General features: G+C 36.5%; 25 protein-coding genes and 2 pseudogenes. 25 read left to right on the top strand and 2 right to left on the bottom strand.

Annotation, left to right across the window (positions count from 1 at the left end):
- Positions 1-19: 19 nt before the first annotated feature.
- Entirely contained in the window at positions 20-463 is a 444-nt protein-coding gene (locus CES81_RS02150; protein WP_089120487.1) for a CopY/TcrY family copper transport repressor, read from the top strand.
- Between the two features lie 41 nt (positions 464-504).
- Here the strand turns inward: CES81_RS02150 and CES81_RS02155 are convergent, their stop codons facing one another.
- Positions 505-918: a hypothetical protein gene (locus tag CES81_RS02155; protein WP_180949691.1), complete on the bottom strand. Its 414-nt coding sequence runs from the start codon at positions 916-918 to the stop codon at positions 505-507.
- A gap of 167 nt (positions 919-1,085) precedes the next feature.
- Between CES81_RS02155 and CES81_RS02160 the strand changes: the two genes are divergently transcribed.
- From CES81_RS02160 to CES81_RS02175, 4 genes and pseudogenes are all read left to right on the top strand, one after another.
- A complete protein-coding gene (locus CES81_RS02160) occupies positions 1,086-1,994 on the top strand; it encodes a hypothetical protein (RefSeq protein ID WP_089120489.1) in 909 nt (302 codons plus the stop codon).
- A 139-nt stretch (positions 1,995-2,133) separates the two neighbouring features.
- Positions 2,134-3,039, top strand: a complete 906-nt coding sequence (galU, locus tag CES81_RS02165; protein WP_089120490.1) for a UTP--glucose-1-phosphate uridylyltransferase GalU — start codon at positions 2,134-2,136, stop codon at positions 3,037-3,039.
- A gap of 728 nt (positions 3,040-3,767) precedes the next feature.
- On the top strand, positions 3,768-3,902 hold the full coding sequence (locus CES81_RS13770; RefSeq protein ID WP_439951269.1) for a transposase: 135 nt from the start codon (positions 3,768-3,770) through the stop codon (positions 3,900-3,902).
- A 322-nt stretch (positions 3,903-4,224) separates the two neighbouring features.
- Positions 4,225-4,377 (top strand): annotated as a pseudogene (locus tag CES81_RS02175) (transposase); the annotation flags it as partial.
- A 239-nt stretch (positions 4,378-4,616) separates the two neighbouring features.
- Here the strand turns inward: CES81_RS02175 and CES81_RS02180 are convergent.
- On the bottom strand, positions 4,617-5,354 hold the full coding sequence (locus tag CES81_RS02180; RefSeq protein ID WP_089120492.1) for a zinc ribbon domain-containing protein: 738 nt from the start codon (positions 5,352-5,354) through the stop codon (positions 4,617-4,619).
- 796 nt (positions 5,355-6,150) lie between these two features.
- Between CES81_RS02180 and CES81_RS02185 the strand changes: the two genes are divergently transcribed.
- The 20 genes and pseudogenes from CES81_RS02185 to CES81_RS02280 all read left to right on the top strand — a co-directional run bounded on the left by CES81_RS02185 (position 6,151) and on the right by CES81_RS02280 (position 25,647).
- Entirely contained in the window at positions 6,151-7,110 is a 960-nt protein-coding gene (locus CES81_RS02185) for an ROK family protein (RefSeq protein WP_089120493.1), read from the top strand.
- Between the two features lie 209 nt (positions 7,111-7,319).
- Positions 7,320-8,306, top strand: coding sequence for an LCP family protein (locus CES81_RS02190; RefSeq protein WP_089120494.1), 987 nt, complete (start codon positions 7,320-7,322; stop codon positions 8,304-8,306).
- A gap of 354 nt (positions 8,307-8,660) precedes the next feature.
- Positions 8,661-9,377 carry a sugar transferase gene (locus CES81_RS02195; protein WP_089120570.1) on the top strand — a complete coding sequence of 239 codons (717 nt, stop codon included), beginning with the start codon at positions 8,661-8,663 and terminating at the stop codon, positions 9,375-9,377.
- A gap of 244 nt (positions 9,378-9,621) precedes the next feature.
- Positions 9,622-10,599 (top strand): capsular polysaccharide synthesis protein, encoded by a 978-nt coding sequence (locus CES81_RS02200; RefSeq protein ID WP_180949692.1) that lies wholly within the window; start codon positions 9,622-9,624, stop codon positions 10,597-10,599.
- Positions 10,600-10,601: 2 nt separating this feature from the next.
- On the top strand, positions 10,602-11,660 hold the full coding sequence (locus CES81_RS02205) for a glycosyltransferase family 4 protein (RefSeq protein ID WP_089120496.1): 1,059 nt from the start codon (positions 10,602-10,604) through the stop codon (positions 11,658-11,660).
- Between the two features lie 20 nt (positions 11,661-11,680).
- The gene (locus CES81_RS02210) at positions 11,681-13,111 is read left to right on the top strand and encodes an oligosaccharide flippase family protein (RefSeq protein WP_089120497.1); all 1,431 of its coding nucleotides are present in this window, start codon (positions 11,681-11,683) and stop codon (positions 13,109-13,111) included.
- Between the two features lie 20 nt (positions 13,112-13,131).
- Positions 13,132-13,908: a DUF4422 domain-containing protein gene (locus CES81_RS02215; protein WP_089120498.1), complete on the top strand. Its 777-nt coding sequence runs from the start codon at positions 13,132-13,134 to the stop codon at positions 13,906-13,908.
- A complete protein-coding gene (locus tag CES81_RS02220; RefSeq protein WP_089120499.1) occupies positions 13,901-14,899 on the top strand; it encodes an acyltransferase family protein in 999 nt (332 codons plus the stop codon). The genes CES81_RS02215 and CES81_RS02220 overlap by 8 nt, the downstream gene beginning before the upstream one ends.
- Positions 14,900-14,911: 12 nt before the next feature.
- Positions 14,912-15,589 carry a Wzz/FepE/Etk N-terminal domain-containing protein gene (locus tag CES81_RS02225; protein ID WP_089120500.1) on the top strand — a complete coding sequence of 226 codons (678 nt, stop codon included), beginning with the start codon at positions 14,912-14,914 and terminating at the stop codon, positions 15,587-15,589.
- A 9-nt stretch (positions 15,590-15,598) separates the two neighbouring features.
- On the top strand, positions 15,599-16,732 hold the full coding sequence (locus tag CES81_RS02230; protein ID WP_089120501.1) for a glycosyltransferase: 1,134 nt from the start codon (positions 15,599-15,601) through the stop codon (positions 16,730-16,732).
- The gene (locus tag CES81_RS02235) at positions 16,722-17,651 is read left to right on the top strand and encodes a glycosyltransferase family 2 protein (RefSeq protein ID WP_180949693.1); all 930 of its coding nucleotides are present in this window, start codon (positions 16,722-16,724) and stop codon (positions 17,649-17,651) included. The genes CES81_RS02230 and CES81_RS02235 overlap by 11 nt, the downstream gene beginning before the upstream one ends.
- A gap of 11 nt (positions 17,652-17,662) precedes the next feature.
- Positions 17,663-18,835, top strand: coding sequence for a hypothetical protein (locus CES81_RS02240; RefSeq protein WP_180949694.1), 1,173 nt, complete (start codon positions 17,663-17,665; stop codon positions 18,833-18,835).
- Entirely contained in the window at positions 18,835-19,707 is an 873-nt protein-coding gene (gene rfbA, locus CES81_RS02245) for a glucose-1-phosphate thymidylyltransferase RfbA (RefSeq protein WP_089120502.1), read from the top strand. The genes CES81_RS02240 and rfbA overlap by 1 nt, the downstream gene beginning before the upstream one ends.
- A gap of 14 nt (positions 19,708-19,721) precedes the next feature.
- Positions 19,722-21,020: a hypothetical protein gene (locus CES81_RS02250; RefSeq protein ID WP_089120503.1), complete on the top strand. Its 1,299-nt coding sequence runs from the start codon at positions 19,722-19,724 to the stop codon at positions 21,018-21,020.
- A 17-nt stretch (positions 21,021-21,037) separates the two neighbouring features.
- Positions 21,038-21,634, top strand: a complete 597-nt coding sequence (rfbC, locus tag CES81_RS02255; RefSeq protein ID WP_180949695.1) for a dTDP-4-dehydrorhamnose 3,5-epimerase — start codon at positions 21,038-21,040, stop codon at positions 21,632-21,634.
- 11 nt (positions 21,635-21,645) lie between these two features.
- Positions 21,646-22,677 carry a dTDP-glucose 4,6-dehydratase gene (rfbB, locus tag CES81_RS02260; RefSeq protein WP_089120505.1) on the top strand — a complete coding sequence of 344 codons (1,032 nt, stop codon included), beginning with the start codon at positions 21,646-21,648 and terminating at the stop codon, positions 22,675-22,677.
- 81 nt (positions 22,678-22,758) lie between these two features.
- On the top strand, positions 22,759-23,595 hold the full coding sequence (rfbD, locus tag CES81_RS02265) for a dTDP-4-dehydrorhamnose reductase (protein ID WP_089120506.1): 837 nt from the start codon (positions 22,759-22,761) through the stop codon (positions 23,593-23,595).
- A 31-nt stretch (positions 23,596-23,626) separates the two neighbouring features.
- Positions 23,627-24,730, top strand: a complete 1,104-nt coding sequence (glf, locus tag CES81_RS02270) for a UDP-galactopyranose mutase (protein ID WP_089120507.1) — start codon at positions 23,627-23,629, stop codon at positions 24,728-24,730.
- Between the two features lie 7 nt (positions 24,731-24,737).
- Positions 24,738-25,039: pseudogene (locus CES81_RS02275) on the top strand (GDP-mannose 4,6-dehydratase); the annotation flags it as partial.
- A 110-nt stretch (positions 25,040-25,149) separates the two neighbouring features.
- Positions 25,150-25,647, top strand: a complete 498-nt coding sequence (locus tag CES81_RS02280; protein WP_089120509.1) for a hypothetical protein — start codon at positions 25,150-25,152, stop codon at positions 25,645-25,647.
- Positions 25,648-25,672: the final 25 nt, after the last annotated feature.

Genomic DNA, 25,672 nt, shown 5'->3' on the forward strand with positions numbered 1-25,672 from the left:
TGTAAACGGAGGGATACCAATGAGCGAATCGGTACAAGATTCAATTCAAGAGATCACGCCAGCAGAGTGGGAACTCATGCGGATCGTCTGGACCAAGGGCCAGCTGTATTCCCGGGAACTGATCGACCTGCTGCAGGAAAAGCGGTCGTGGTCGGACTCCACCATCAAAACGCTGCTGCGGCGGTTAGTGAAAAAGGGCCTGCTGAAGACCGAAAAACGGGACCGGCGCTTCCTTTATACTGCAACCATCAGTGAATCCGAAGCCATGAACGGCTCAGCCGAACAGCTCTTTGACCACCTCTGCGCCATGAAAAAAGGTGCCACGCTGCTGAATCTGGTGGAACACGTGACCCTGACGCAAACGGACATTCAAAACCTGCAGGCCGCTTTAAATGAAAAGGCCAAAACTGCACCGGAAGAAGTCGCTTGCGACTGCCTGCCAAACGGCGAACAGTGTGATTAACTCAAAAATGCTTACCAGTCAAAGTGAACTGGTAAGCATTTTTATTTGAGGTTAACGACCTTTGCCGTATACTTCTTCCCGGTATCCAGACTGACGTAGGTCAGCCGACTAGTGCTGCCACCCATCCAAGTGCGAAAGACGATGAAACGGCCGTTGTGGGTGACCTGGCTGCTTCTAGTAGGATTCTTGTAGTTCCAGACCCCGCTGCGGGCGGTAGTGGCATATAGCCAGACCCGGTTTACGTACACCAGCTGACGATTGATGCGTTTGGTTTCCTCAAGCAGGTTGTAGCGCTGGCGGATCTGGTCGATGGTGTATTTAGAAGCGTACTGCTTACCGTCGATGGTCACACTGTGCTTTAAACTATGCGACCGGGTTTGAATCGGCCCGAAGAGAGTCGCCATCATGTATTGCACCGTGGCTGAAAAGGTGTCCCCGAATAACTTACGACGCATTTTACTCATCCCCTATGTTTTACCTCCATTATAAGGCAGATAGGGTGACATGACGCAGGATTAAGCTTTGATGACAATTGCGTCTAATGCGGGCTAGCGGTGAATAAAGGCAGGAAGAATTTGTTATAATAAATCGGACAAATGTACAGTATAGAATGGAGAAACGGATGAGCGAGCAGATGGTAAAGTATGAAAATGATTTTAAACGGGAATGGCGCAGCTGCGTCGGCTTTTTGAAGAAGCATCAACTGGCCGACTTTTTTGACTTGGAAATTTCCAAGATCGCGGTTCGCGGGTTCTTTAAGCTAATGGCCCAACAAATCCGCATCCCTTTCGCCCAGTGGAATGAAGGCAGTGTCCACCGCGGACTGTACCGCTTTTTGAGCAGTGCCTATCAAGAAGAAATGGACGTGCTGCAAACATCCCAAATCTATGATTCGATCACGACCTTCCTGGTGTACGAAGCCAAGTCCAAGCGGATCGACATGGACTATGATCAGCTGACCACGCTGATGCTGCCGGTGAAGACGGCGTATTTGCTGCCATACGGTGCTGAGGACTCGTTACCCGAGTGGCAGCAGGCAACCAGCAATTCCGTGCGTGAATACGTCAGCCAGTGGTTTGAAACATTCGTGGCCTCGCCGGAGTGCGAACCGTTGCTGCAGCAGGCGGATGCCAGTGAGCTGCAGCTGTACGTCATGCTGTTTGCGGATGCGCTTTACAACCGCCAGCGTAAAACAATCAAAAATACCGGCATGAACGACGTCGCCGGCCTCTTGCAGAACCTTTTTCCGGGGATGCTGTTCAAAAAACAGGATTACTATCTGATCAAGCCGACCTTGACCGCCTTTTTTAATTTCACCAAGCGGCAGGGCTACATGCGCCCAGACCACGTCAACCGGATTATCAAAGGGGTGGCAAAGGGCTCGGCGGAAATGCTGCAGGAACTAAAGGCCCACGACTGGTACGAATTTCCGAAACTGCGTTACGCAACGTTGGAACGGCAGTATCAAAATGGCGGTGACAGTCAGTGGGTGCGGGAGATCTTTCGGCAATTAGATGAAGTCTATCACTAATTGAGTATTGAGTCACACTCAATCTGATAGAATAATACTGAGAATTTGCTAAATTTTAGCGCTATTTTGGCTTACATAGTGTAAAATGAAACATAACCGAAATAAGTATCATACTGTTGAAATAGAGGAGATTTATACTATGAAAGTACGTAAAGCCGTGATTCCAGCGGCTGGCCTGGGGACTCGTTTCCTGCCAGCAACTAAAGCGCTTGCAAAGGAAATGTTGCCAATCGTTGATAAACCAACGATTCAGTTCATTGTTGAAGAAGCTAAAGCAAGTGGGATTGAAGATATCTTGATCATCGAAGGCAAGGGGAAGCGGTCCATCGAAGACCATTTTGATTCCGCTCCAGAGCTCGAACAGAACTTAAAGAAAAAAGGTAAAACCAAGTTACTTGACCTGGTTCAAGAAACGACGGCAGCAGCCGGAATGAACCTTTATTACATTCGTCAGCCATACCCGAATGGCTTAGGTGATGCGATTCGTTACGCCAAGTCATTTATCGCAGGGGAACCCTTCGTGGTCATGCTGGGTGACGATTTGATGAACGACAAGGTGCCATTGACCAAGCAGTTAATCGACGAATACGAGAAGACCCATGCCTCAATCCTAGCTGTCAAAAAGGTTCCACACGATGAGGTATCAGCTTACGGTGTAATCGATCCGCAAGACCAAGTCGATTCGGAATTGTTTAACGTCAATCGCTTTGTTGAAAAGCCAGCTATTGATGATGCGCCAAGTGACCTCGCCATTATTGGCCGCTATCTGCTGACACCCGAAATTTTCGATGTCTTGGACAAGCAGAAGCCTGGCAAGGGTGGCGAAGTGCAGTTAACGGATGCCATTGATAAGTTGAACCAGACGCAGCGGGTTTTTGCCCACGAATTTAAGGGCCAACGGTTTGATGTTGGTAATAAGTTCGGTTACGTGAAGACCAACGTGGAATATGGTTTGACTCATCCTGAAATCAAGGACGAGTTACGACAGTACATTCTGGATACAGCTGACAAGCTGCGTAAAGAAACTCACGTTAATAAAAAATAATTGGATGGAATTGTTTCGGAAACTTTGCCAATTAATTACGTCTATTGTTAAGATGGGCTAGTGTTTGATTAGTTTAAATCTGGATATATAATTTTTATTATAAATTGGCTTTGTTGTGGTGTTGTCCACAGCGAAGCCTTTTTTAGCTAGTCACTAGTGCGCAAAATGGTTTTTATTTTTGGGTCTACAAATTCTGTTAATGGTGAATAACCAATGTAGTACCTCTTCAAAAAAACAAGCCCTAATGTTCGAGAAAAAAGTCGGTGACTAAACAACATGCCCACATTACGGAAGTTATTGAATGCAGTTATATCCCTTAAATTGGCCCTATTGACATCTGTTTAATGACGATAAATACAGTTTAAAGCTTCATAAACAGTGTTAGCTCTATGAAAACTTTGACATTACTTGTAGTGCCAAAGTTCCAACTTGCTTTTTAAACCCACACTAATTTATGCAGTTCACCAAGCAGTAACGGGACTAGCTGAAAACTCATTAACGGATACTGAAGTAGCTAAATGACAATATGATTCGTATTATTAATGAACATGTCTAGCGTCCTTATCGTCTGAAAGAGTTAACAACTTAGCTTTACTTTGACTAGTTTCGTTCAGTGAACTATCGCATGTCGTTTATTTGGTGGCTGCACTTGTCCATCACTTGGTGACAAGTTACCGTGTAGGTTAACAATTAAAACATGGACTACTTTATCAATTAACTGGGCGTCAATATGTTCAACGGGTATTGTTGATTTGAATGCTCAGTATGATCATTTTATTAAGCGAATCTCTCCCAATGATGAGATTGTTATTGATCGATTTCATATCATTCAACTCGCGGGACGAGCCCTTAAGCAGGTCTGAATTCAAGCTTTTCAGACCATCTTTGATAATCATTTGCGTCTTCATCGAATATTGAAATTCTATTGGCGTTTATTTCATCAGAATCAGACCAGATCAATGATGTTAAGTCCGTCTATTTACGTGGCATCAATGAATATTTGACGAACTAGAGTGCTATCGATTCAATCTTATCAACTTTTCCACGCTTCGCTGCTGTTTATGCGACTTATCAAACGATTTTAACTGCGATTAAACAGCGCAACGTAGGCCAGTTAGCTACCTTTATTGACCATTATCAACGTAATCGAACCAGTATGGATACGGTCATGAACACCTTCAAAAAAAACGCCAAGCTATCTTGAATGCCTGCTGTTATCGTAATTCCAATGGCCCCTTAGAAGGTATTAATCGCAAAATTAAGACATTAAAACGTAACTATTATGGCTTTCGTAATCTCAATAATTTCTTTAACCGCATTTCACTAATTCAGAAATAGTAAAAAGCACAGCCACAAAAATGTGACTGCGCTTATGATGCACCCTCAATACGATTTGACGATGACCCTAAATTTTTTACTTTTCTACTATTATTTTGATATTATCAATGTCATTGCTATTTAAAATTAGCGTAAACTTATTCTTAAAAACAAGCGAAGCTTAGTATCCAGAAATTAGACAGGATCGTTAATCATTTGGTTGAAGAAGCATTATATTAGATTTAACAAAGAAATGAGAACTACTTTGTTAAATCGGAGTTAAGCTTATTTTTAGCCTTCTTAGATTCTGCAGAATAATGTTTGTACGTACCAGAGGGGCTGGTTACGATTTTCCAATAATTTTGAAGGTCATCATTTAACTTTGTGTCATTGGTGTATTGCTTTTGGTTTGACGATGTTACATTTGAACTTAACTGCTTGAAGTTATTCTTCAAAGAAGTTTTATTTGCGTTAATTTTATTCATTTTCCCATTAGCTCTCCATTGGTCAAAATGAGCATTAATGGCCTGTCTATAGGTAGCATATGATTTTCCATTGATTATCACAGGAGCTGCATAAATAGCATCGTACCAAACCCTTTTAGTTTGGCTATCAAGTATTACTAATTCTTTCGTTAAACTTTTTGCTGTATTTTTAAATTTTGAATCATAGATGTTAAAATCGTCGTTTTTAGCTTGCAAAGCTTGTTGATCCGCTGCTTCTTGACGTTGATGAAGTACATAACCTCCACCGCCGATAGTAGCAAGAGCGACTATAAATAGGAGAATAGTAAATATAATTCTTTTATGAAGAGGAGTTTTTAATTTATTTGATTGTGCATTTGAATTGCGCTTCTCAGCTCTTTTGTTTGTAGCAGTAGGCTTAATTATTTTCTGATTAGATGAAACTTCTGGCTGCTTCGTGCCACAATAAGGGCAGAATACAGAATCAGTTGGTATTATTTTTCCACATTTGATACAAAATCTTTGTTTTATCATATTTTTCTCTCCAAATTATCTTTTAAGTTTAGTATTGATGTCCTATATTAATTTGGTACAGGCGTTTAAAATAGTGTTCAATCAAAGATAATACCACTTATTAAGAGCCCGTTGTCAATAAATTAAAAACCATTGTTATAATTATACTATATTGAAAGAGCAATTTCGGCCACTATCGTAAATAAATTTTTCATTTTTAAACATATCATAAGATTAAGCTTAATAACTAAATTTTTTCTTGAGAATTAACTAGTACTAGTTAAAGCACTTTTTAGATTTTTAAAATGAATGGGCTTAATTCTTCTGACAGTACCAATTGTTAGACTTCCTAATAGATTAATGGATTATTCGTAAACACATAACGAATAGGGATCCTTCTATAAAAATATTTACTATTAGGATATAAGAATTGGCATTTTATCACTATCTATATTTTGTAAAGAATAAGAGTTCAAACAGGGGAAAATTGGCTTGATTACTGTAGCTCATATGATGTGCGAATTATTAATACTCTTGGCTGGGATACCATCTATTTTAAAGCAGTTATAGTAGTTGCTAATAATTTGTTCTCTGTGTTTGCATTGATTCTGGAATTAAACAGGGAGCAAAGGACTTGTCTAAATTAATTATGCTTTTCCAGTGGTTACTTAGCATTTTTTGATGTTTTATTTTAAAATATATTGTACTATGTATGACTATTAATAGTAAAAATTTGCAGTTGTTTTATTGTCGGGGTTAACATTACTTGGAAGAATTCTATTTTTTGTAAGCCGTTCACAAGAAGGTGGAAATAATAATGTACATTGGAATTGATCTAGGGGGTACCAATATCAAAATTGGACTCCTAAATGAGAAGTTATCTGTTCAAACAAAAATGAAAGTGTTAACGGAATCGGAAACAAATAGTCAGACGGTAATGGCTAACCTTATCACTGGCGTGAGAAGACTACTGGCTCAAGCACAGATACCTACGGAGCAAATCAAAGCAATTGGCATCGGGGTGCCAGGGCAGATGGACATTAAGAAGGGACTATCGATCTTTTCGCCCAACTTTGCCAGCTGGGAAAACGTCCCAGTGGTTGAGCAGCTTGAAACCGAGTTTCATATTCCAACTTATATGGATAACGATGTCCGGGTCAATCTCTACGGCGAGTGGCAAATGGGCGCCGGTAAGGGGAAACAAGACGTCCTCATGGTGACGTTAGGTACGGGTCTGGGGGCCGCAATGATCTCTAACGGTCAGATGATGTACGGTAAATCGAACAGTGCCGTTGAGCTGGGTCATTTGAATATGTACCGCCATGGACGGCCATGCGCCTGTGGTAGTTCTGGCTGCCTGGGTCGCTACGTGTCCGCCAGGGGAATGGTTAAAACCGTGCAAGAGCACTTAGCCGCTGGTGAGACTAGCATCATGACGGATTGGACTGACGGCGATGAAACCAAGCTCACCGCGAAGATGGTTTCGGATGCTTATGATCGGCAGGACCAATTAGCTCAGAAGGTTATGCAAGAGACCGGTGAGATCTTAGGCTACGGCTTGTCTTCAGCCATCAATCTGTTTAACCCCGAACGGATCATCATCGGCGGTGGCGTGGCTGAAGCCGGTGAACGCCTGTTAGGGCCAACTAAAGCAGTGATCGTTGGTCATGCCTTAAAGGTTGCCCGAAAGGTCTGCGATATTGTGCCGGCTCAGCTTGGCCCTTGGGCTGGTATGATTGGAGCAAGTGTTTACGCAAGTCAACAAATAGTAAATTGAAATTATAGTTTAAATCATATGAATATAAGCTGTCGATAATTAGCATAACAATTTAAGACAGAGAATGTATTAAATTAATAACTGATTTATTTTTAAAAACTTGACGCAGTTGTGATAAAGTGGAAAATGTAACAAGGTAGGCTTTAGGAATACTTATTATTAAAGAAGCGTCTTTTATAGATGAGACTGAGACTAGGAGAAAAGTTAAAATGAGTGAGGACAATAAAGATTTACAGCAAGTAAATAATCAGAGACAGCAGCGGCCTCGTCATCATCGAGTTCGCAATTTTATTCTTGTAATAGTTGCAATTATAGTTGTTGGTGCAGGCGCGTATGTTGGATATGCTTGGCATAAACTTTCAGAAACTTCTAAAGTGGTTTATCAACCATCCGGAGCTCCAAAATTACGTAATGCATCTCAAGTAATATCAAAGAAAAAGCCTGTTTCTATTCTTTTACTTGGTGCAGATACAGGAGCTGCGGGACGTTCATATAAAGGTCGTACTGATACGATTATCGTGATGACTATAAATCCAAAGACGAACCAATCTACTATGGTTAGTCTACCACGAGATATGAAGGTGAATTTGCCAGGTTATGCAAAGTACTCGCCAGCGAAGATTAATGCAGCATATACTTATGGGGGCATAAAAGAGACTATTTCAACGGTTCAGAAGTATTTGAATGTACCAATTGACTATTATCTTATGGTTAATATGGGTGGTCTCAAAAAAGCTATCAATAAAGTTGGTGGTGTTGATGTTATCTCTCCACTATCGTTTCACTATTCAGGATCCACGTTTAAAAAGGGTCAGAAATACCATTTAAACGGTAGTGAAGCTCTGAAATTCTCAAGAATGCGGTACGATGACCCGAGAGGTGACTATGGTCGCCAAGAACGTCAACGTTTAGTACTTTCTGCTTTACTTAAAAAGTCAATATCATACAAAACAGTTTTAAATGATGGCTTTTTAGTTTCTATTTCTGATGAGATGCAGACGGATTTAACGCGTAGTGATATGCTTGGCTTAGCATTAAATTATCGGTCCGCTGGCAAGAATGCAAATTCAGATCATGCACAAGGGAAAACTGAGATGCAAGGTGGACAGTCTTATGAAGTTGTGCCAAGTAAAGAAAAAGTTAGAATTTCCAATGAATTACGTACCAGCCTAGGGTTAAATTCGGTTGGCTATTAAAGGGCGTTGGTATTTGTTTGAATATTAACTTTCAATTGCATAAGTGAAGCAAATATGGTATTTATATATCAAGTACTGAACAGATTGTAACTATTTGTTAAGTGAGGTAGGTACGTTTTATCCAGGGCGAGGCTTTTGCGACTGTGATAAATAATAGTTGTGGAACGGGGGTATCCCTCTGTACTGTCATGGTGAGAAGAGTTTTATATTACAGTGTGCTATGGTTCATATCGAAATAAGCCTAAGGAGTATACCGGTAGGTAGAGAGCATATAAATAACTTGATGCTAGTAATGAAGCCTGATTTATTGCTCTAGGGAAAATTATGGATAATCTGAAGGGAAGATTCATTGAAATGGAAGTTGGTAGTCAAAATCGCCAGAATAGACAACAGTGTGAGATTAAATATGAATCTACACAAAGTAGGGATAGCAACGTGACTCTGAATCAAGATAAAATAGATTCAAGAATATTATATCGGGTTGTTAAAAATATTTTTGATAGGTTGATAAGTATGTTGGGGATAATTCTTCTTAGCCCGCTATTTATTGTTGTTGCCATTTTAATAAAAAATGAAGATGGCGGTAAAGTTATTTATGTACAGCAACGAATTGGAAAAAATGGGAAACCATTTAAGATGTATAAGTTTAGATCTATGGTTATGAATGCAGATAAAAAGGTAGCTAAAATAGCCGATTTAAATGAAGTTGATGGTGCCATGTTCAAGATGAAGAATGATCCAAGAGTCACAAAAGTTGGTAAAGTTATTCGTAAATATAGCATTGATGAATTACCTCAACTTGTAAATGTAGTTAAGGGAGATATGGCGTTAGTTGGACCACGTCCGCCTCTGGCTAGAGAAGTTAAAGAGTATAGTGATTATGATATGCAAAGATTGATGGTAGTTCCAGGATGTACTGGATTATGGCAAGTTACTGAACGAAATAGTGTTGGGTTTCACGAGATGGTTGAATTAGATATTGAATATATTCAGAAATCGAATTTTTTATTTGATTTAGGGATTCTAATTAGAACCGTTTGGATTATGATTAAACCAAATGAGGCTTACTAAAGATTAAATAATAGATATTGCATTAGTTACAGTTGTTTGTGATATTGGCTATAGTTAGTTTGATTTGTATACCTGCTGAACTAATTACTTTTTAAGTAAACTGAGAAAAGATTTGTCCGGTCGACAAATCTTTTTTAGATTTATAGGTTCATTTACTCTTTAATCGGGAAAAAAGATTTTTATTTGGGTATCTGCGGTAGAAAAGTTCAAATATTGTGTTTATCAAATGTGTGAGGATTTTAAATTGAAAAAGATTTTTAAAATTGTAAAAAAGTTTTATAATGATGCGAAAAACTTTTCGTTGGAGTTAGCAATACTTCATTTTAAGGAAACATTGTCAAGATATACTTGGTATACAATGCCTCCTAAAGCATATTTAAGAAAAGATGAAATTGTTCTCGAATTTCTAAAAAGAAATTATGGAGAAGTTCAAGTAGATGATTCAATTAGTATTCAAACGTCATCTCCAAATATTTGGGTATTTTGGTACCAAGGTGAAAAGCAGATGCCAGATTTAGTTCGTGCAACTTATTCAAGTGTAAAAAAGCATTCGAATGGGCATAAAGTAATACTGATAACAAAAGATAATATTGAAACTTATACACATTTTCCGGAACTTTTGAAGAATAAGGTTAAAGAGGGATCTATTTCGATTGCCCAGTACAGTGATATAATCCGAGCTACCTTGTTATCTACTTATGGTGGGTTATGGTTAGATGCAACAGTTTTCGTGAAGAAAGATATCCCAGAAGATATTTTTAGGAAAAATATCTTTACAATTAAAAACAATCCAAATAAAGAAGATGCTCTATTTTATATTAGTGTTGCACATCTAAGATGGACCACTTATGTGCTTGGTGGTGTGGCTAATCACCCCTTATTTAATTATATGAAAACTGTTTTAATCGAATATAATTGTCGTGAAAAGAGTTTGATTGATTATTTGTTGGTTGATTATACGATTGAGCTTGCCATGGAGAAGTCATCTAAGATAAAAAAAGACATTGATAATATTCCTATTAGCAATACTAACAAGGAAGAATTAGTTAATTGTCTATTTGCAAAGTTTCCCGATAAGAAAACTAAATCTATATTAGAGAGCAATACGATTTTTTTTAAATTATCTTATAAAATTAATGTTAATGTAAAAAAATGGGAAAACACAAATTATGATTTATTGATTAATCATAAAATTTTGGAGAAATACGAGGTTGAGGATTAAACATGAAAATCACTTTTATTTTACCAGGATTTTCAAGATTTCCAGTTGGAGGATTTAAAATTGTCTATGAGTATGCAAATTATTTGGTTGCCCACGGGCAAGATGTTCAAATAATACACGCAATGTTTTTGCCAACTCAACCATCGCCAAAATTGATTGATTTTTCAAAATACAAGTTGAAGCAAAATTTGTTGCGTCTAAATATTATAAAACCTTGGTTTAAATTGGACGGACGAGTTCAAGTTATCAACAAGGGAAAAATTAGAGTTAACGATATTCCCAAAGCAGATCGCGTTATTGCGACTGCATGGGAGACTGCAGAATTTGTGGACAAGCTTCCAGAGAAATGTGGAATTAAATACTACTTTATTCAACACTATGAAATTTGGGGTGGGAAAAAGCGGGTAGACAAAACCTGGAAACTACCTTTGAAAAAGATTGTAATTGCGACCTGGCTGAAAGATATAGCAACTGGATTTGGTGAAAAAGCGTATTTAGTGCCAAATTTTGTGGAACATAAAAATTTCTATGTAACAAAAAAGATAGAGCCAAGAAATCAAGTTATATCAATGCTTTATAGTGAACATGAAGTCAAGGGATCATCGGATGGATTTAAGGCATTGAAATTAGCAAAAGAAAAATATCCAGATTTGAAGATTGAAATTTTTGGGGTTTTTGAAAAACCTAAGGATTTACCGGTGGGTGCTACATATTACCGAAATCCTAGTCGTCGTCAATTAAATGAAATATACAATGAGTCAGCTATATATTTGTTTCCAAGTCTTTCAGAAGGTTGGGGATTAACCGCGACAGAAGCTATGGCTTGTGGTGCGGCTCTGTGTTCGACTGATAATGGTGGAGTTAATGATTTTGGAATTAATGGGAAGTCGGCATTGATTTCTCCGGTCAGTGATCCAGTCTCATTATTTAATCATATTGATATGCTTTTGTCAGACAAGCATTTACGAATTAAGATAGCGAAAAAAGGTGTAGAAATTACTGATAAACTGACTTTAGAAAATTCAGGAAAATCCCTTATGAGAGCCTTAGACATTTTATAGAAAGGGATTTAAGTATAAATATGAAACTTATACGCAATTACTTATACAATGCAAGTTATCAAATTCTTATTTTATTAACACCGTTAATTACTGTACCGTATGTTGCTCGGGTTTTAGGCCCAAGTGGAGTGGGAATTTATTCCTATACAAACTCTATAATTACGTATTTTGTGTTGCTTGGAACTATTGGGATAACGATTTATGGGAATCAACAAATTGCTTATCATCGAGATGAGTTGTATGATCGGTCAAAGACTTTCTGGGAAATAGAAATCTTACAAATTATAAATGTATTTTCAGTGTTCTTTTTCTTTGGTATTTTTCTCTTAATTGATCATCGGTACCGATTATTTATGATATTTCAGTCTTTGCAATTGTTAGCGGGAGCTTTTGATATTTCATGGTTCTTTATGGGTATTGAGGATTTTAAAAAAACGGTTTTTCGAAATACTTTAGTAAAATTAGGTACACTGGTTTTAATTTTTATTTTCATAAAAAATAAAAGCGATTTAGGACTCTATATATTTATATTAGCGGCTTCTCAATTGTTTGGTAACTTTACCTTGTGGCCGTATTTAAAAGCAAATATTGTCAAAGTAAAGCTGACAGAATTAAAGATTTGGCGTCATTACTTACCAGCTTTAATGTTATTTATCCCACAAGCTGCAAACTTAGTTTACCAGCAAGTTAATAAAACTATGCTTGGTAATTTGGACTCGGTTAGTTCCGTTGCATATTTTGATTATGCAGATAAATTAATTAAGACAGTTTTGGCTGTGGTAACAGCTACCGGTGTAGTAATGTTACCTCATATGGCAAATCTATTTGTTCAAAACAAGATTGAAAAAATAAAAAAATACTTATATAAATCATTTCAATTTGTCAATTTAATAGCTATACCGCTAGCTTTTGGAATAGCTAGCATTGCAAAAACATTGGCTCCTTTGTATTTCGGTTCTAAATTTATGGTTTCTGGCACATTACTAATAATTGAGGCCCCAGTTGTTGTTATTATTGGTTGGAGTAATGTAATTGGCCAGCAATATATGATGCCGACTAAACAAGTGCCCTCTTATACTAAATCGATTGTTTGTGGAGCTATTGTAAACATTATTTTAAATATTCCCTTAATTGAGTTGTTCGGGGTTATTGGGGCGCCAGTAGCGACGCTAGCTGCTGAATTAACAGTCACAATATATCAATTAGTATGTGTTCGTAATCAATTGATACTTAAGTCCCTCTTTACTGATTTTTGGAAATATTTTTCTTCGGGTCTTGTAATGTTTGTGGTGGTTTACTATTTAAATAGTAAAATGCAGATGGGAATTATGAGCTTATTGATTCAAATTGGGGTGGGTGGATTAATTTATTTAAGTTGTTTATTATTGATACAGCCTATCTTAGTGGTTCAAGCAGAAAAGATGATTATTGGTAGAATCAAAGGAAATTAATAGATCATGGGGAGAAAAAATTGAAGGTAAAAATTCTAGTAGCAAGTCATAAAAAGGCGCCTATGCCAAAAGATAAAAAACTCTATTTACCTGTGCAAGTTGGAAGTATCATGCACCCGGAATTAAAGCTGTCGTATCAAAGAGATGATGATGGAGAAAATATTTCTTCAAAGAATAGTTCCTATAATGAATTAACGGCAATTTATTGGGCATGGAAAAATTTGGATGCTGATGCAATTGGTTTAGTTCATTATCGACGACTTTTAAGCCTTAACCATAGAAAAAACTTTTCGGATATATTAAATTATGAGGAAACAGAAGAACTTTTAAATAAATTTGACATTATTTTACCGAAAAAAAGGAAATATTATATTGAGAGTAATTACTCTCATTATGTACATGCTCATCACCGAGAACCCTTAGATAAATGCCGAGAAATAATTAAAAAGTTCTATCCAAATTATTTAGACGCATTTGATGAAGTAATGCAAAGGACGTCAGCACATATGTTCAATATTTTTGTTATGAAAAGATCGTGTTTCAATGAATATTGTGAGTGGATGTTTGATGTATTAAATAGGTTAGATAAAGTCATTGATACTAGCAAATATGATGCATATGAAGCGCGAGTATTGGGGTTTGTTAGCGAATTATTATTAGATGTTTGGATTCTAAATCATAATTATTCTTATACTGAAGTAAATTGCCTTTTTATGGAGAAACAAAATTGGTTGAAGAAAGGCGGAAAATTTCTGTTTCGAAAGTTTAGAGGGTACAAGGAGTTAAATCGTGAATGAGAGAATTGATTGGGTTGATGTTGCTAAGGGTTTGGGAATACTTTTGGTGATTTATGGTCACGCTATAGGTGGCATAATGAATTCAAGCGGTGTACAAATATCCAGAGCTTTATATGATACTTATAATGTTATCTATGGGTTCCATATGCCTCTCTTCTTTTTCCTATCTGGACTGTTTGCTTCAAAATGGGTTCAGAGAGAATGGCATTTAGCCTTTAAGCAAAAGGCTCTAACCCTTGTAATCCCATATTTCATTTGGACATTTATAACTGGGACAGTTATGGCAATAAGTAAACGTTTTACTAATTCAGGGCTAGGGTTTAGAAATGTTTTATGGTCGCCAATTGCCCCCTTTTCTGAATATTGGTTTCTTTACGTTTTATTTTTTAGCTTTGTGATTTATTACTTTGGTATTCGAATAATCGGAAAATCTGGTTTGTTCTCTTTGGCGATTGTTTTGTTTTTTCTAAGACCGTTTATTTATCATTTTTGGATTTTCGATGCTTTTTCTCTAGATTTTTTATTTTTTATGGTTGGAACTGCAATATTGCAGAGAAAGAGTTTGAAAAGATTTTTACTTGTTAGTAAAGTAAAATTCTTTTGTAGTATACTAATATTTATATTTGTTAATATTATTTACGTCAAAGTCTTGAGCTTTGACAACTATCTATTTGGTTCATATTTTAAAATTTTTACGATATCCGTGGGAATCTTGTTTGCAATTTATTTATCACAATTCATAGTGAAAAGTCGGTGGTTGAATAATGCAGTTTCTTATTTAGGGAGATGTTCAATGGCAATTTATGTAATGCATTTAATTCCAATCGCAGGTTCACGAATAGTAGCTATTAAGTTTTTGAAGGTAAGCAATACTTTCGGCTTATCTATTATAATCAGTATTATTGCGTTAGTAACTTGTTTAGTTGGATACATTATTTTAAATAAAACTTGGCTTGGACGTCTTTCATTTGGTCAAATTAAAAAAATATAGGATGGTTATAAAATGAAATCAAATTATTCTTTTTTACCTTTTGTAACAGTATTATGGAAACGATTAATATGGATAGTGTTGTTTGCGATAATTGGTGGGGTTGTTGGATTCTTTGTCGCTAAGTCGACTTTTGTACCCCAATATACTGCTTCGTCGACGGTAGAGGTTACTCGAAAAAAAGGAATTACAGAGAGTAATCTGGATCGTTATAACACAGATGTGAATAGAATTGGCACTGTACAAAGCGAAATTGCTGATTTTGGGACATATGAGAAGGCTAATCAGTTGATGCAAAAGCAATACAATGTCAGCGTTCCCGCAAAAACAATTCAAAAGCATGCTGTTGTTTTGACTAAACCCTCAAGCACTATCTTGGCTGTAAGTATGACATCTCCGAGTTCTGAGAAAGCAGTACTCACTGTTAATTCTATAATTCAAGCCTATAAAATTAAGTATGCAAAAAATGATAAGCGTTTGGTTGTACGACAATTGTCAAAAGCAACAAAATTAAATACGACGGTCACACAAGCTCCATATAGTCAAGATATAAAAAATGGTGCTATTATTGGTGCCGTTCTTACTTATTTAATTTGCTTGATAGCATATTTCTTAAGGAAGAAGAGAGTTGATCAGTATACAAACAAACATGCCGATAGGGATAGTAGCAGCCGTGGTAATATTAAAATCTAGGAGGCTACTATGCAAGTTTTAGAGGTTGGTGACTTTCTTAAAGCTAGCGGAATGACAAAGTATATTTTTAATGTAATTGGTCAAATCAATAGATCAGAAATGCATATTGATGTACTTGCCATATCTGGCTCCGATGAATGTAAAAAAATCGTACGGGGAAAAAACTGGGGATTTTTTAAAGTATCGGCAGTGAATAAACATCCATTGAAAAATTTCTTTCAAAGCTTTTTATTTTTTAAAGAGAACGCTAAAAATTATGACGTGATTCATTTTCATGAAACAGCCATGTGGAACTTCTGGCCAGTTTTATTTGCTCACTTTTTTGGAGCAAAACATATTGTGTTAAATTCACATAATACGTATTTTGCAACTAACGGAAATAAAATAGTGCTTAAGGTGCTTGAATATTTGCACATTTTTGGAAAGCATTTAATTAATCGTTTTTTGGAAAAAAAGATTGCTGTTTCAATGGAAGCAGCGAAATGGATGTTTACAAAGAAAACAATTCGTAATAAGGATTATATTATTATTCCCAATGCAATTAAATTAACTTCATTTGATTTTGATAAACAAATTAGGGCGAAAAAGCGCTATAGATTAGGAATTAGTGACGATGTTACTTTATATGGTAATGTTGGAATCTTAAACAAAAGGAAAAATCAGACACGTTTAATCGAAATTTTCAGTCAAATATTAAAAAGCGATCGTAATTCTTTACTATTAATTATTGGAGAAGGCCCCGCAAGAAATAAATTAGAAAAACAAATTAATTGTTTAGGCTTAGAAAATTCGGTCATGTTGTTGGGAAATCAAGATAATGTAAATGATTTTTATCAAGCTATGGACGTTCTAATTATGCCATCCTTACACGAAGGGCTGAGTACAGTTTTACTTGAAGCTCAAGTATCTGGAGTGAAGATTTTTCCGTCATCCGAAATACCTTTGGGAGATTATATGAAGGATATTGTTTTCCCCATTTCCTTGGAAAAATCTGATGTGTTTTGGAGCAAATACATTCTGAATCATTTATATGGAACGCGTGTATCGCATCTATCCTTCATGAAGGACAGAGGCTATGATTTAAAATCAGCTAGTGAGCGAACTTATGAAGCATATTTGGAGGTAACAAATTTTGAAGAATAACATAACGATTGCAATTTTGTTATCAACATATAATGGTGCTGATTATCTTGGTGAACAAGTTGATTCTATAATCTCACAGTCATTTTGTAATTGGGATTTATATATTCGTGACGATGGTTCACAGGATAGCACAATTAAAATTATACAAGATTACTGTTCAAAGGATGATAGGATTCATTTTATCAATGAGGGGCATGTAGAAAATCTTGGGGTAAAAGGTTCCTTTATTAAGCTACTTTCGTTTGCACACGCTGACTTCTACATGTTTTGCGATCAAGATGATGTTTGGCTTCCCAATAAAATAGAAGATACATTGAGTATAATGGCAAAAGATCAAAAATTACCGCAACTTGTTTTTACCGATTTAAAAGTTGTTGACCAAGATTTGAAAATTATAGAATCCTCCGCATTAGAAAATATCGATGTAAATAAGTGGATTGATTTTAATCACTTAGTATTTGATAACGTAGTAACAGGTTGTACAGTAATGATTAATGAAAAATTAAAGCAGAAATCTTTACCAACTGATAATAACAAAATTGTTATGCACGATTGGTGGTTTGCACTTATTGCTGCTGGGGCAGGTTATATTAGTTACTTAGCGGAGCCAACGATTTTATATCGACAACATGGAAATAATCAAGTAGGGATAAACTTTACAATGTTTTCTAAGTTAAAAAAGCTTTTTAATTTTGGTGAATTTGCAGATAAAGTTAATCTTCAGCTGATTCAGGGAAGGTACGCTGTTAAACGTTCAAAGTATTATCCTAGTAAAACGGTTAACGATTTTTTGAAAATTAGTACCGAGACAAATTTTTTGAAAAAGATTTGGTTTATTTTGAAACATCGATATAAAAAACATACGTGGGCAGGAACAGTTGCGTTAAAACTTGCACTTCTTAAAAATCAGCAGTCATAGGAGGCCTAATAGTGAGTATCAAATTATTGCAAATAGCTTCTCGGATAAAGAGTAACGAGATACGGGAGAAAATTTTATTTACACTTTATGCTGTATACGAAATTGATTACTACTTTTTTGGTGTAAGTCGAATAAATAGTCTGTTTGATACCAGCAGAATTACGTTTATGGTAAATCTATTAGTAATGATTGGTCTATCATTATTTGTGTTAGTTAATCATTACACGCTACCAGAAATAGTAATAATAGGTTTTGGTGTGTTACTCGGTCTTTATGCTTTTGTAATTGTTAAACTGAATGTGTTATTGATCTCTGTTCTTTTCATGAGTGCTGCAAAAAAAGTTAAATTAAATTGGTTTATTAGAAGAGACTTTATTCTGAGAACTACCTTACTTATTAGTATTATTTTTGCAAATAGGATTGGCTGGATACCAAGTGTCGTTGGTTTACGAGAAGGAACTTTTACTTTTGTTCGGGATAGTTTAGGATTTGGCCAATTTAATATTACAGGCGCATTGATCATGATTTGTATTTTAGAGTACATCTATTTGAATTTCGGTAAGCTTACAGCATTTGCTTACGAATCAATTCTTATCTTGGTATTTTTAACACTCGTTACTACTAATTCTCGAGGTTCTATGTTAGCAGTACTGTTGTATGTGTTGTTTTCTTGGATTTATCAAAATCATCCAGAAGCAATGGGACAGTTTGTGAAAAGAAATGGTGAATTGGTAAAGTATCAGTTTGGTATTTTTTCTATTTTTTCAATTGCTATTGTTACATGGTTTGACTACAACAGTAGTTTTTGGAAAACGTTGAATAATTTGGTATCAGATCGGATTAATATCCTTAATCAATATTATCTCAAGTTTGGGATTCATTTACTTCCTCAAAAAGTCGGTGATTATCGTTCTGCTGGTGCGATTGTGATGGATAATGTTTATGCGACCTTGGCCATTCAATATGGGCTTCTAATTCTTTTAATTTTTGTTATAGTTTATTATGTGTTAGCAAAACGAGCCTTTCAAGCCAAAAATATAGGCTTTGTCCTAATGTTGGTTGTGCTTATGGTTTTTGGATTGATTGAATCAACTTTTTTCATTATTGGGATTAACTTTACTATAATGATGGTTTTTGCTAATGTTGAAACTGAAAACGATTCTAAATTAGGAAGTGTAAGTTAATGAAGGGAATTATTTTAGCAGGGGGTTCAGGTACTCGTCTTTACCCAATTACTCGAGTTGTTTCAAAACAGCTTTTGCCTGTGTACGATAAACCAATGATATATTATCCACTTTCCACTTTGATGCTTGCAGGTATTAGGGATATTTTAATAATTTCTACGCCACAAGATGAAGGGCGTTTTGAACAACTTCTTGGAGATGGAACGCAGCTTGGAATAAATATAGAGTATGCTATTCAAAAAAAGCCAAATGGTTTAGCTGAGGCATTTATAGTTGCTGAAGATTTCATAGGAAATGACTCAGTTTGTCTAATTTTAGGTGATAATATTTTTTATGGAAATGGATTATCAAAGTTGGTTCAAAGAACTGCACTTTTAAAAAGTGGTGCAGTAGTATTTGGTTATCGAGTTAATGATCCAGGCAGATTTGGAGTTGTAAGTTTTAATAATCAGCATCAGGTTGAATATATTGAGGAAAAACCTGATCAACCCAAGAGTAATTATGCCATTACTGGATTATATTTTTATGACAACAGTGTTGTTTCAATTGCTAAGAATATTGAACCTTCAGAGCGTGGGGAACTCGAAATTACTGATATTAATAACGAGTATTTAGAGAGTCGTTCTTTAACAGTTCAGTTGCTTGGACGGGGTTATGCGTGGTTAGACACAGGGACTCATGATTCGTTGCAGGATGCTTCCACATTTATTCAGACAATAGAAAAACGCCAAAATATTATTGTTTCAAGTATTGAGGAGGTTGCTTACCGAATGAATTATATTAGTGCTGAACAACTTTTGAAATTAGCGAATTCTTTAAAGAAGACTAGGTATGGTCAATACTTAATAGAGATAGTCGCAGATGAATCTTAATGGACTGATATTTTATGAAAAAAGTGAAAGCAACTTTTATTATAAGTGGAGTTGTACTGATTATTTTGGGGTTCTTTTTATTTAATATCCAAAAAACACGAGAACGAGTAGTGGACCAAAGGTCGAGATCTACTATTTTAGCTAAAAATAAACCAATCACTCAAAAAGTGGGTGCTTTTTTATGGCTTTATGCATATCCAAAAGGAAGTTCACAAAATCGTGAGTATATTAAAAGTCAAATTGATTTAGCAAAAAAAACAAACTTAAACTATGTAGTCTTACCTGTGGTTTTTAAGAGCGATTACTTGAATAATGGAAAGTTTAATTATTCAGAGTTTGATTATGCAATTAAAGATGCAGAAAAAGATAGACTAAAGCCAATTGTTGTTTTTAGCTCTGACAATCCGAATGATGAGAAGAATTACAATAGCAATGCAAATAAAACATTAAATAAGTACAGAAAATTAATTAAAGCGACTATTATTCGGTATCATAACCGTCATGTTATTTGGCAAATGTGGAATGAACCTAATGGTCTGTTTTGGTTTAATCAAAGTCAGGATGGAAATGATCCTCGGTTAGTTAAACGGTGGACATCTTTAGGTTCAACAATGTTTCGATGGGTTCGAAAATACGATCCTAAGTCTGTTTTTCTTGGTGGAGCTTTAGCTGGTAATTATTCGGATGCGCACATAGCAATTAAACTTGCTTTAAAAAATGGGTTATATAAAGACTCAGATGCAATTGCCAATCATCCTTATTTATCAAAAAGCTTACCAGATAATGGTGCACCAGAAAACTTATTCAATGTTAATTCACGTAAATTATTGACCAGTTTAAGTGATAATAGCAATGTTAAAAAGAAGCTCATGAAAATACCATTAGTGACTACTGAGTTCGGTTATTCATTGCAACAAACCCATTCGGGTATTTGGAGTGAAGGTGACCAAGCTAATTATATTGCACGCAGTGTTTTTATCTTAGATATGATGCATCAACCAATAATTTCATTGTATTCTCTAGTTGATGAGGGTAATGGGGATGGTCAGTGGGGACTGTACAGAGGAACTAGTCCGCACTATATAGCTAAACAAAGCGGTCAGTTACTTACCCAACTTTTAAGCAACTTGAATGGTTATCGATTTAATAAAAGAATTACAGAAAAAAGTAACAGGGATTTTGTTCTTGAATATGTGAAAAAGGGACAAAAAGATAGATTTGTTTGTTGGACAATGGATAGCAATCATTCTTTACAAATTGCTGATCAGAATGTGATGGTATCTCAAACTCCACAGATAGTATATTTTCATTAAAACTGTACGTATTTGGAATGGGAGGATTAGATTTGGGTAAATTAAAAGTAACAACAACCAAGTTGCAAGATGTCAAAATTATCGAACCAACTGTATTTGGTGATCACCGTGGTTTCTTTGAAGAGACGTATTCAGATCGTGATTTTAAAGAAGCTGGAATTGATTTTAACTTCATTCAGGACAACCAGTCACTATCAAGCCAGGCTGGTGTTCTACGTGGGCTGCATTTCCAACGAGGTGAAGCAGCACAAACTAAGTTGATTCGTGTTGTCACTGGTGCCGTTCTTGATGTGATTGTGGATGTTCGTAAAGGCTCACCTACATATAAGCAGTGGGAGGGTTATATTATTTCAGAAAGCAACCATCGTCAGTTACTTGTTCCTCGTGGCTTTGCACATGGCTTTGTTACTCTGACAAACAACGTTAACTTTCTATACAAATGTGATCACTATTATGATGCTGAAGCAGATGGCGGTTTCTCATTTAAATCGCCAGAATTAGGAATTACTTGGCCAATTGATTTTGATACGGCCATTACTTCCGAGAAAGATGCTAATCAGCCAACCTTCAGTGAATTTGAAAAAGATAACCCGTTCGTTTACGGTGAGATTTAAGGAGACCAAACATGGATAACTTAATTGTAACCGGTGCGGCTGGCTTCATTGGTTCTAACTTTGTGCACTACGTGGTTGAACATCACCCAGAAGTAAAACACATTACAGTGCTTGATAAGTTGACTTATGCTGGTAATCGTGAAAATTTGGCCGGGTTACCTAAAGATAAAGTCGAGCTGGTAGTTGGTGATATTTGCGATGCAGAATTAGTGGATAAGTTAGTTTCTAAAGCGGATGCTGTTGTGCATTACGCTGCAGAAAGTCATAATGATAATTCATTGATTGATCCATCACCATTTATTCAAACCAATATTGTTGGCTCATATACACTGATTCAAGCCTGTGTAAAGTATGGTGTACGCTACCACCATATTTCTACAGATGAAGTTTATGGCGATCTTCCATTACGGGAGGACTTACCTGGGCATGGTGAAGGCAAGGGGGAAAAATTTACGCCTGATTCTCCATATCGTCCAAGCAGTCCATACTCCTCTTCAAAGGCTAGTTCAGATCTATTGGTACGTGCCTGGGTTCGTTCATTTGGTTTGAAGGCAACGATTTCTAATTGCTCAAACAACTATGGTCCTTATCAACACATTGAGAAGTTTATCCCACGTCAAATTACTAATATACTTAGTGGTATTCGTCCGAAGCTTTATGGGACTGGTAAAAATGTCCGTGACTGGATTCACACTAATGATCATTCACGTGCAGTTTGGGATATTTTAACTAAAGGCAAGATTGGCGAAACGTACTTAATTGGTGCTGATGGCGAAAAGAACAACAAAGAAGTTCTTGAGTTGATTTTAAAGATGATGGGACAGCCTAGTGGTGCCTATGACCACGTTAAGGATCGTCCGGGTCATGATTTACGGTATGCGATTGACTCAACCAAGTTGCGTAATGAATTGGGTTGGGAACCTGAATTTACAGATTTCGAATCTGGTTTACAGCACACCATTGATTGGTATCGTGAACATGAAGACTGGTGGAAAGCTGAAAAGGCTGCTGTTGAAGCTAAATACGCTAAAAACGGCCAGTAGTGTCGACTTTTCTTTATAAACAATAAGTATTAAGATTTGTCGAAAGGCAAATCTTTTTTTGAATAATTTTGGGAAGTGTAAATGATGAGATATTTAGTAACTGGTGCTAGAGGTCAGTTAGGGACAGAGTTATCAAAAATGTTGGAACGTAAAGGCGGTGATTTTGTCGGCTTTGATTCTAAAGAGATGGATATTACTGATTATGATGCTGTTGAAGCTAAAATCAATGAAGTACAGCCGGATGTGATTTTTCATTGTGCTGCTTACACGGCCGTAGATCCTGCTGAAGATGAAGGCAAAGAGGCTAACTGGAAAGTTAATGTTGATGGGACCCGTAATGTAGCTAAAGCTGCAAAAAAAGCTGGTGTAATTTTAGTTTATATCAGTACTGATTATGTATTTGATGGGAAGAAAGAGTCTGAATATCAAGTAGATGACCAGCCAAATCCACAAACGGAGTATGGGCGGGCAAAATTAGCCGGTGAAGAAGCTATTCGTGAAATCATGGATAAATACTACATCATCCGGACATCATGGGTATTCGGCCAATATGGCAAGAATTTTGTGTTTACCATGCTTCGGTTAGCGGAGACACATGATACTTTGACGGTGGTTAACGATCAAGTTGGTCGGCCTACCTGGACGTACACATTAGCAGAGTTCATGATTTATGCGGTTGAACACCAAGTTGATTATGGAACTTATCAATTATCTAATGATGGGTCATGTACCTGGTATGAATTTGCTAAGGAGATTTTGAAGGATAACGATGTTAAAGTATTGCCTGTTACTTCTTCTGAATTTCCACAGAAGGCTTCACGGCCAGCACATTCAGTGATGAGTTTGGAGAAAGTTAAAAAAACAGGGTTTATTATAATGAATTGGAAAGAGGCTATATCTGCATTTAAGAAAGCCTAGGACTATAAAATTAAAATATAGAGGAGAAGTCATGAAATTATTAGTTGTTGGTGCCGGCATATTTGGTGCAGTTGTCGCTAATGAAGCTGCCAAAAGAGGCCATCATGTAACCGTTATTGAAAAAAGGAATCATATTGCTGGGAACATTTACACTGAAAACGTTGATGGAATTCAGGTCCATCGTTACGGTGCCCATATTTTTCATACCAGCAATAAGAAAATTTGGGACTATGTAAATCAGTTTGCTGAATTTAATCGTTATACTAATAGCCCAATTGCTAACTATAACGGTGAAATTTACAATATGCCCTTTAATATGAATACATTTAATAAAATGTGGGGTGTTAAGACTCCTCAAGAAGCACAGAGCAAGATTGATGAGCAGCGCCAAGAAATGGCTGGTAAAAAACCTTCTAATTTGGAAGAACAGGCCATCTCGCTAATTGGTCGTGACATTTATGAAAAGCTCGTCAAAGGTTACACTGAAAAGCAATGGGGCCAAAAAGCTACTGAGCTACCAGCTTTTATCATTAGACGCTTACCTGTTCGTTTAACATATGATAATAATTATTTTAACGATACTTATCAGGGGATCCCAATTGGGGGGTATACACAGATAGTTGAGAAACTATTAGATAATAAATTGATTGATGTGCACACGAATGTAGATTTTTATGATAGCAAAGAAGAGTATTTAAAGGATTATGACAAGATTATTTTTACAGGAATGATTGATCAATTCTTTGATTATCAACTTGGTGAATTGGAGTATCGTAGTTTAAAATTTAAAACTGAAGAGCTTAATGTGGACAACTTTCAAGGGAATGCGGTTGTCAATTATACTGATGCGAAAACACCGTTTACTAGAATTATTGAACATAAACATTTTGAGTTTGGTAAGGGTGTAAAAGGAAAGACGGTTATCACAAGAGAGTACCCACAAAATTGGTCACGTGGTGATGAACCATATTATCCGGTTAATAATGCCCAGAATGACGCATTATACAAAAAATATCAAAGAATGGCTGAAGAAATGCCAAATGTTATCTTTGGTGGTCGATTAGGTCAATATCGTTATTTTAATATGGATCAGACTATTATGGCTGCTTTAAAGGTTGTAGATAGGCTTTTTTAAAGACTAGCTGTATGTGATGGATAATTGTCGAGCAATCGATTTGGTGATCGTCATGGGCGTGCAGGTGAGGTCTATAACATCGGCGGTCATAATGAACGCTCAAATAATGAAATCGTCTGGCTGATTTGCTTAGAACTGGGGATCAGTGAAGGCCGAATCAAATACGTAGCGGATCGCCTGGGACATGATTGGCGGTATGCGGTAGACAGTTCGAAGATTGAACGTGAACTGGGTTGGCAGAGCCGGCAGGAGTTCCTAATGGGGATGGAACAGACGATTCAGTGGTATGTGGCGCAGTACCGGTCTTAAAAAGCGGTCATCGGAGTGCTATAGTAAGAGTGTTCATTTTGTAGATTCAGATTACGGTTATGAAGTACTGTAATCGTGATCTACGAATAAATTTGTAGGGGGAAATTAAGTTGAAGAAGATTTGCAGGGCGTTATTGCTGGCGGTAATGGCACTGGGTGTCTTTAGCGCGGTCAACACGCAAAGTGCGAGTGCCAGTTCGTATCATAAGGGGACGCCGACAGCGTTACGAGGTTACTGGCGGACGAAGATGCATAAGTATCGTGGTGGCCTTCATTCATCTTATTATTGGGGCTACTACCATTTAACAATTAAAAAGAATTCGTTTCGGGATGCCGGTATCCAAGCAGGTGCCGAAGTCCCCACCAAGCTGAGCTATCGTTATTTAGGCCATCACACCTATTACCTTAAGGGGTCGGAACGCATGGGCAAAAGTATGGTGTCTCCCTTTAAATGGAAGATCAAGAAAATCAGCAGTAAGAAGCTGACAGCGCTGGATGTCATCAATAAGGGCAGTAAAACCACGACATGGTATCGATTTAGTGGGCAGATCTCTAAGCACACATATTATCCATATCCATACGTGCCTTTGGCTTACCCGAAAGATTGAGGAATTGATTAGCTGTTTATAGTTA

The organism is Secundilactobacillus pentosiphilus, assembly GCF_002217985.1.
Classification (GTDB): Bacteria; Bacillota; Bacilli; order Lactobacillales; family Lactobacillaceae; genus Secundilactobacillus; species Secundilactobacillus pentosiphilus.

What these genes read in the sequence shown, in the direction of transcription:
- CES81_RS02150 (WP_089120487.1), top strand. Translation starts at nt 20, where the DNA reads ATGAGCGAATCGGTACAAGATTCAATTCAAGAGATCACGCCAGCAGAG.
- CES81_RS02155 (WP_180949691.1), bottom strand. Translation starts at nt 918, where the DNA reads ATGCGTCGTAAGTTATTCGGGGACACCTTTTCAGCCACGGTGCAATAC.
- CES81_RS02160 (WP_089120489.1), top strand. Translation starts at nt 1,086, where the DNA reads ATGAGCGAGCAGATGGTAAAGTATGAAAATGATTTTAAACGGGAATGG.
- galU (WP_089120490.1), top strand. Translation starts at nt 2,134, where the DNA reads ATGAAAGTACGTAAAGCCGTGATTCCAGCGGCTGGCCTGGGGACTCGT.
- CES81_RS02180 (WP_089120492.1), bottom strand. Translation starts at nt 5,354, where the DNA reads ATGATAAAACAAAGATTTTGTATCAAATGTGGAAAAATAATACCAACT.
- CES81_RS02185 (WP_089120493.1), top strand. Translation starts at nt 6,151, where the DNA reads ATGTACATTGGAATTGATCTAGGGGGTACCAATATCAAAATTGGACTC.
- CES81_RS02190 (WP_089120494.1), top strand. Translation starts at nt 7,320, where the DNA reads ATGAGTGAGGACAATAAAGATTTACAGCAAGTAAATAATCAGAGACAG.
- CES81_RS02195 (WP_089120570.1), top strand. Translation starts at nt 8,661, where the DNA reads ATGGAAGTTGGTAGTCAAAATCGCCAGAATAGACAACAGTGTGAGATT.
- CES81_RS02205 (WP_089120496.1), top strand. Translation starts at nt 10,602, where the DNA reads ATGAAAATCACTTTTATTTTACCAGGATTTTCAAGATTTCCAGTTGGA.
- CES81_RS02210 (WP_089120497.1), top strand. Translation starts at nt 11,681, where the DNA reads ATGAAACTTATACGCAATTACTTATACAATGCAAGTTATCAAATTCTT.
- CES81_RS02225 (WP_089120500.1), top strand. Translation starts at nt 14,912, where the DNA reads ATGAAATCAAATTATTCTTTTTTACCTTTTGTAACAGTATTATGGAAA.
- CES81_RS02230 (WP_089120501.1), top strand. Translation starts at nt 15,599, where the DNA reads ATGCAAGTTTTAGAGGTTGGTGACTTTCTTAAAGCTAGCGGAATGACA.
- rfbA (WP_089120502.1), top strand. Translation starts at nt 18,835, where the DNA reads ATGAAGGGAATTATTTTAGCAGGGGGTTCAGGTACTCGTCTTTACCCA.
- CES81_RS02250 (WP_089120503.1), top strand. Translation starts at nt 19,722, where the DNA reads ATGAAAAAAGTGAAAGCAACTTTTATTATAAGTGGAGTTGTACTGATT.
- rfbC (WP_180949695.1), top strand. Translation starts at nt 21,038, where the DNA reads ATGGGAGGATTAGATTTGGGTAAATTAAAAGTAACAACAACCAAGTTG.
- rfbB (WP_089120505.1), top strand. Translation starts at nt 21,646, where the DNA reads ATGGATAACTTAATTGTAACCGGTGCGGCTGGCTTCATTGGTTCTAAC.
- rfbD (WP_089120506.1), top strand. Translation starts at nt 22,759, where the DNA reads ATGATGAGATATTTAGTAACTGGTGCTAGAGGTCAGTTAGGGACAGAG.
- glf (WP_089120507.1), top strand. Translation starts at nt 23,627, where the DNA reads ATGAAATTATTAGTTGTTGGTGCCGGCATATTTGGTGCAGTTGTCGCT.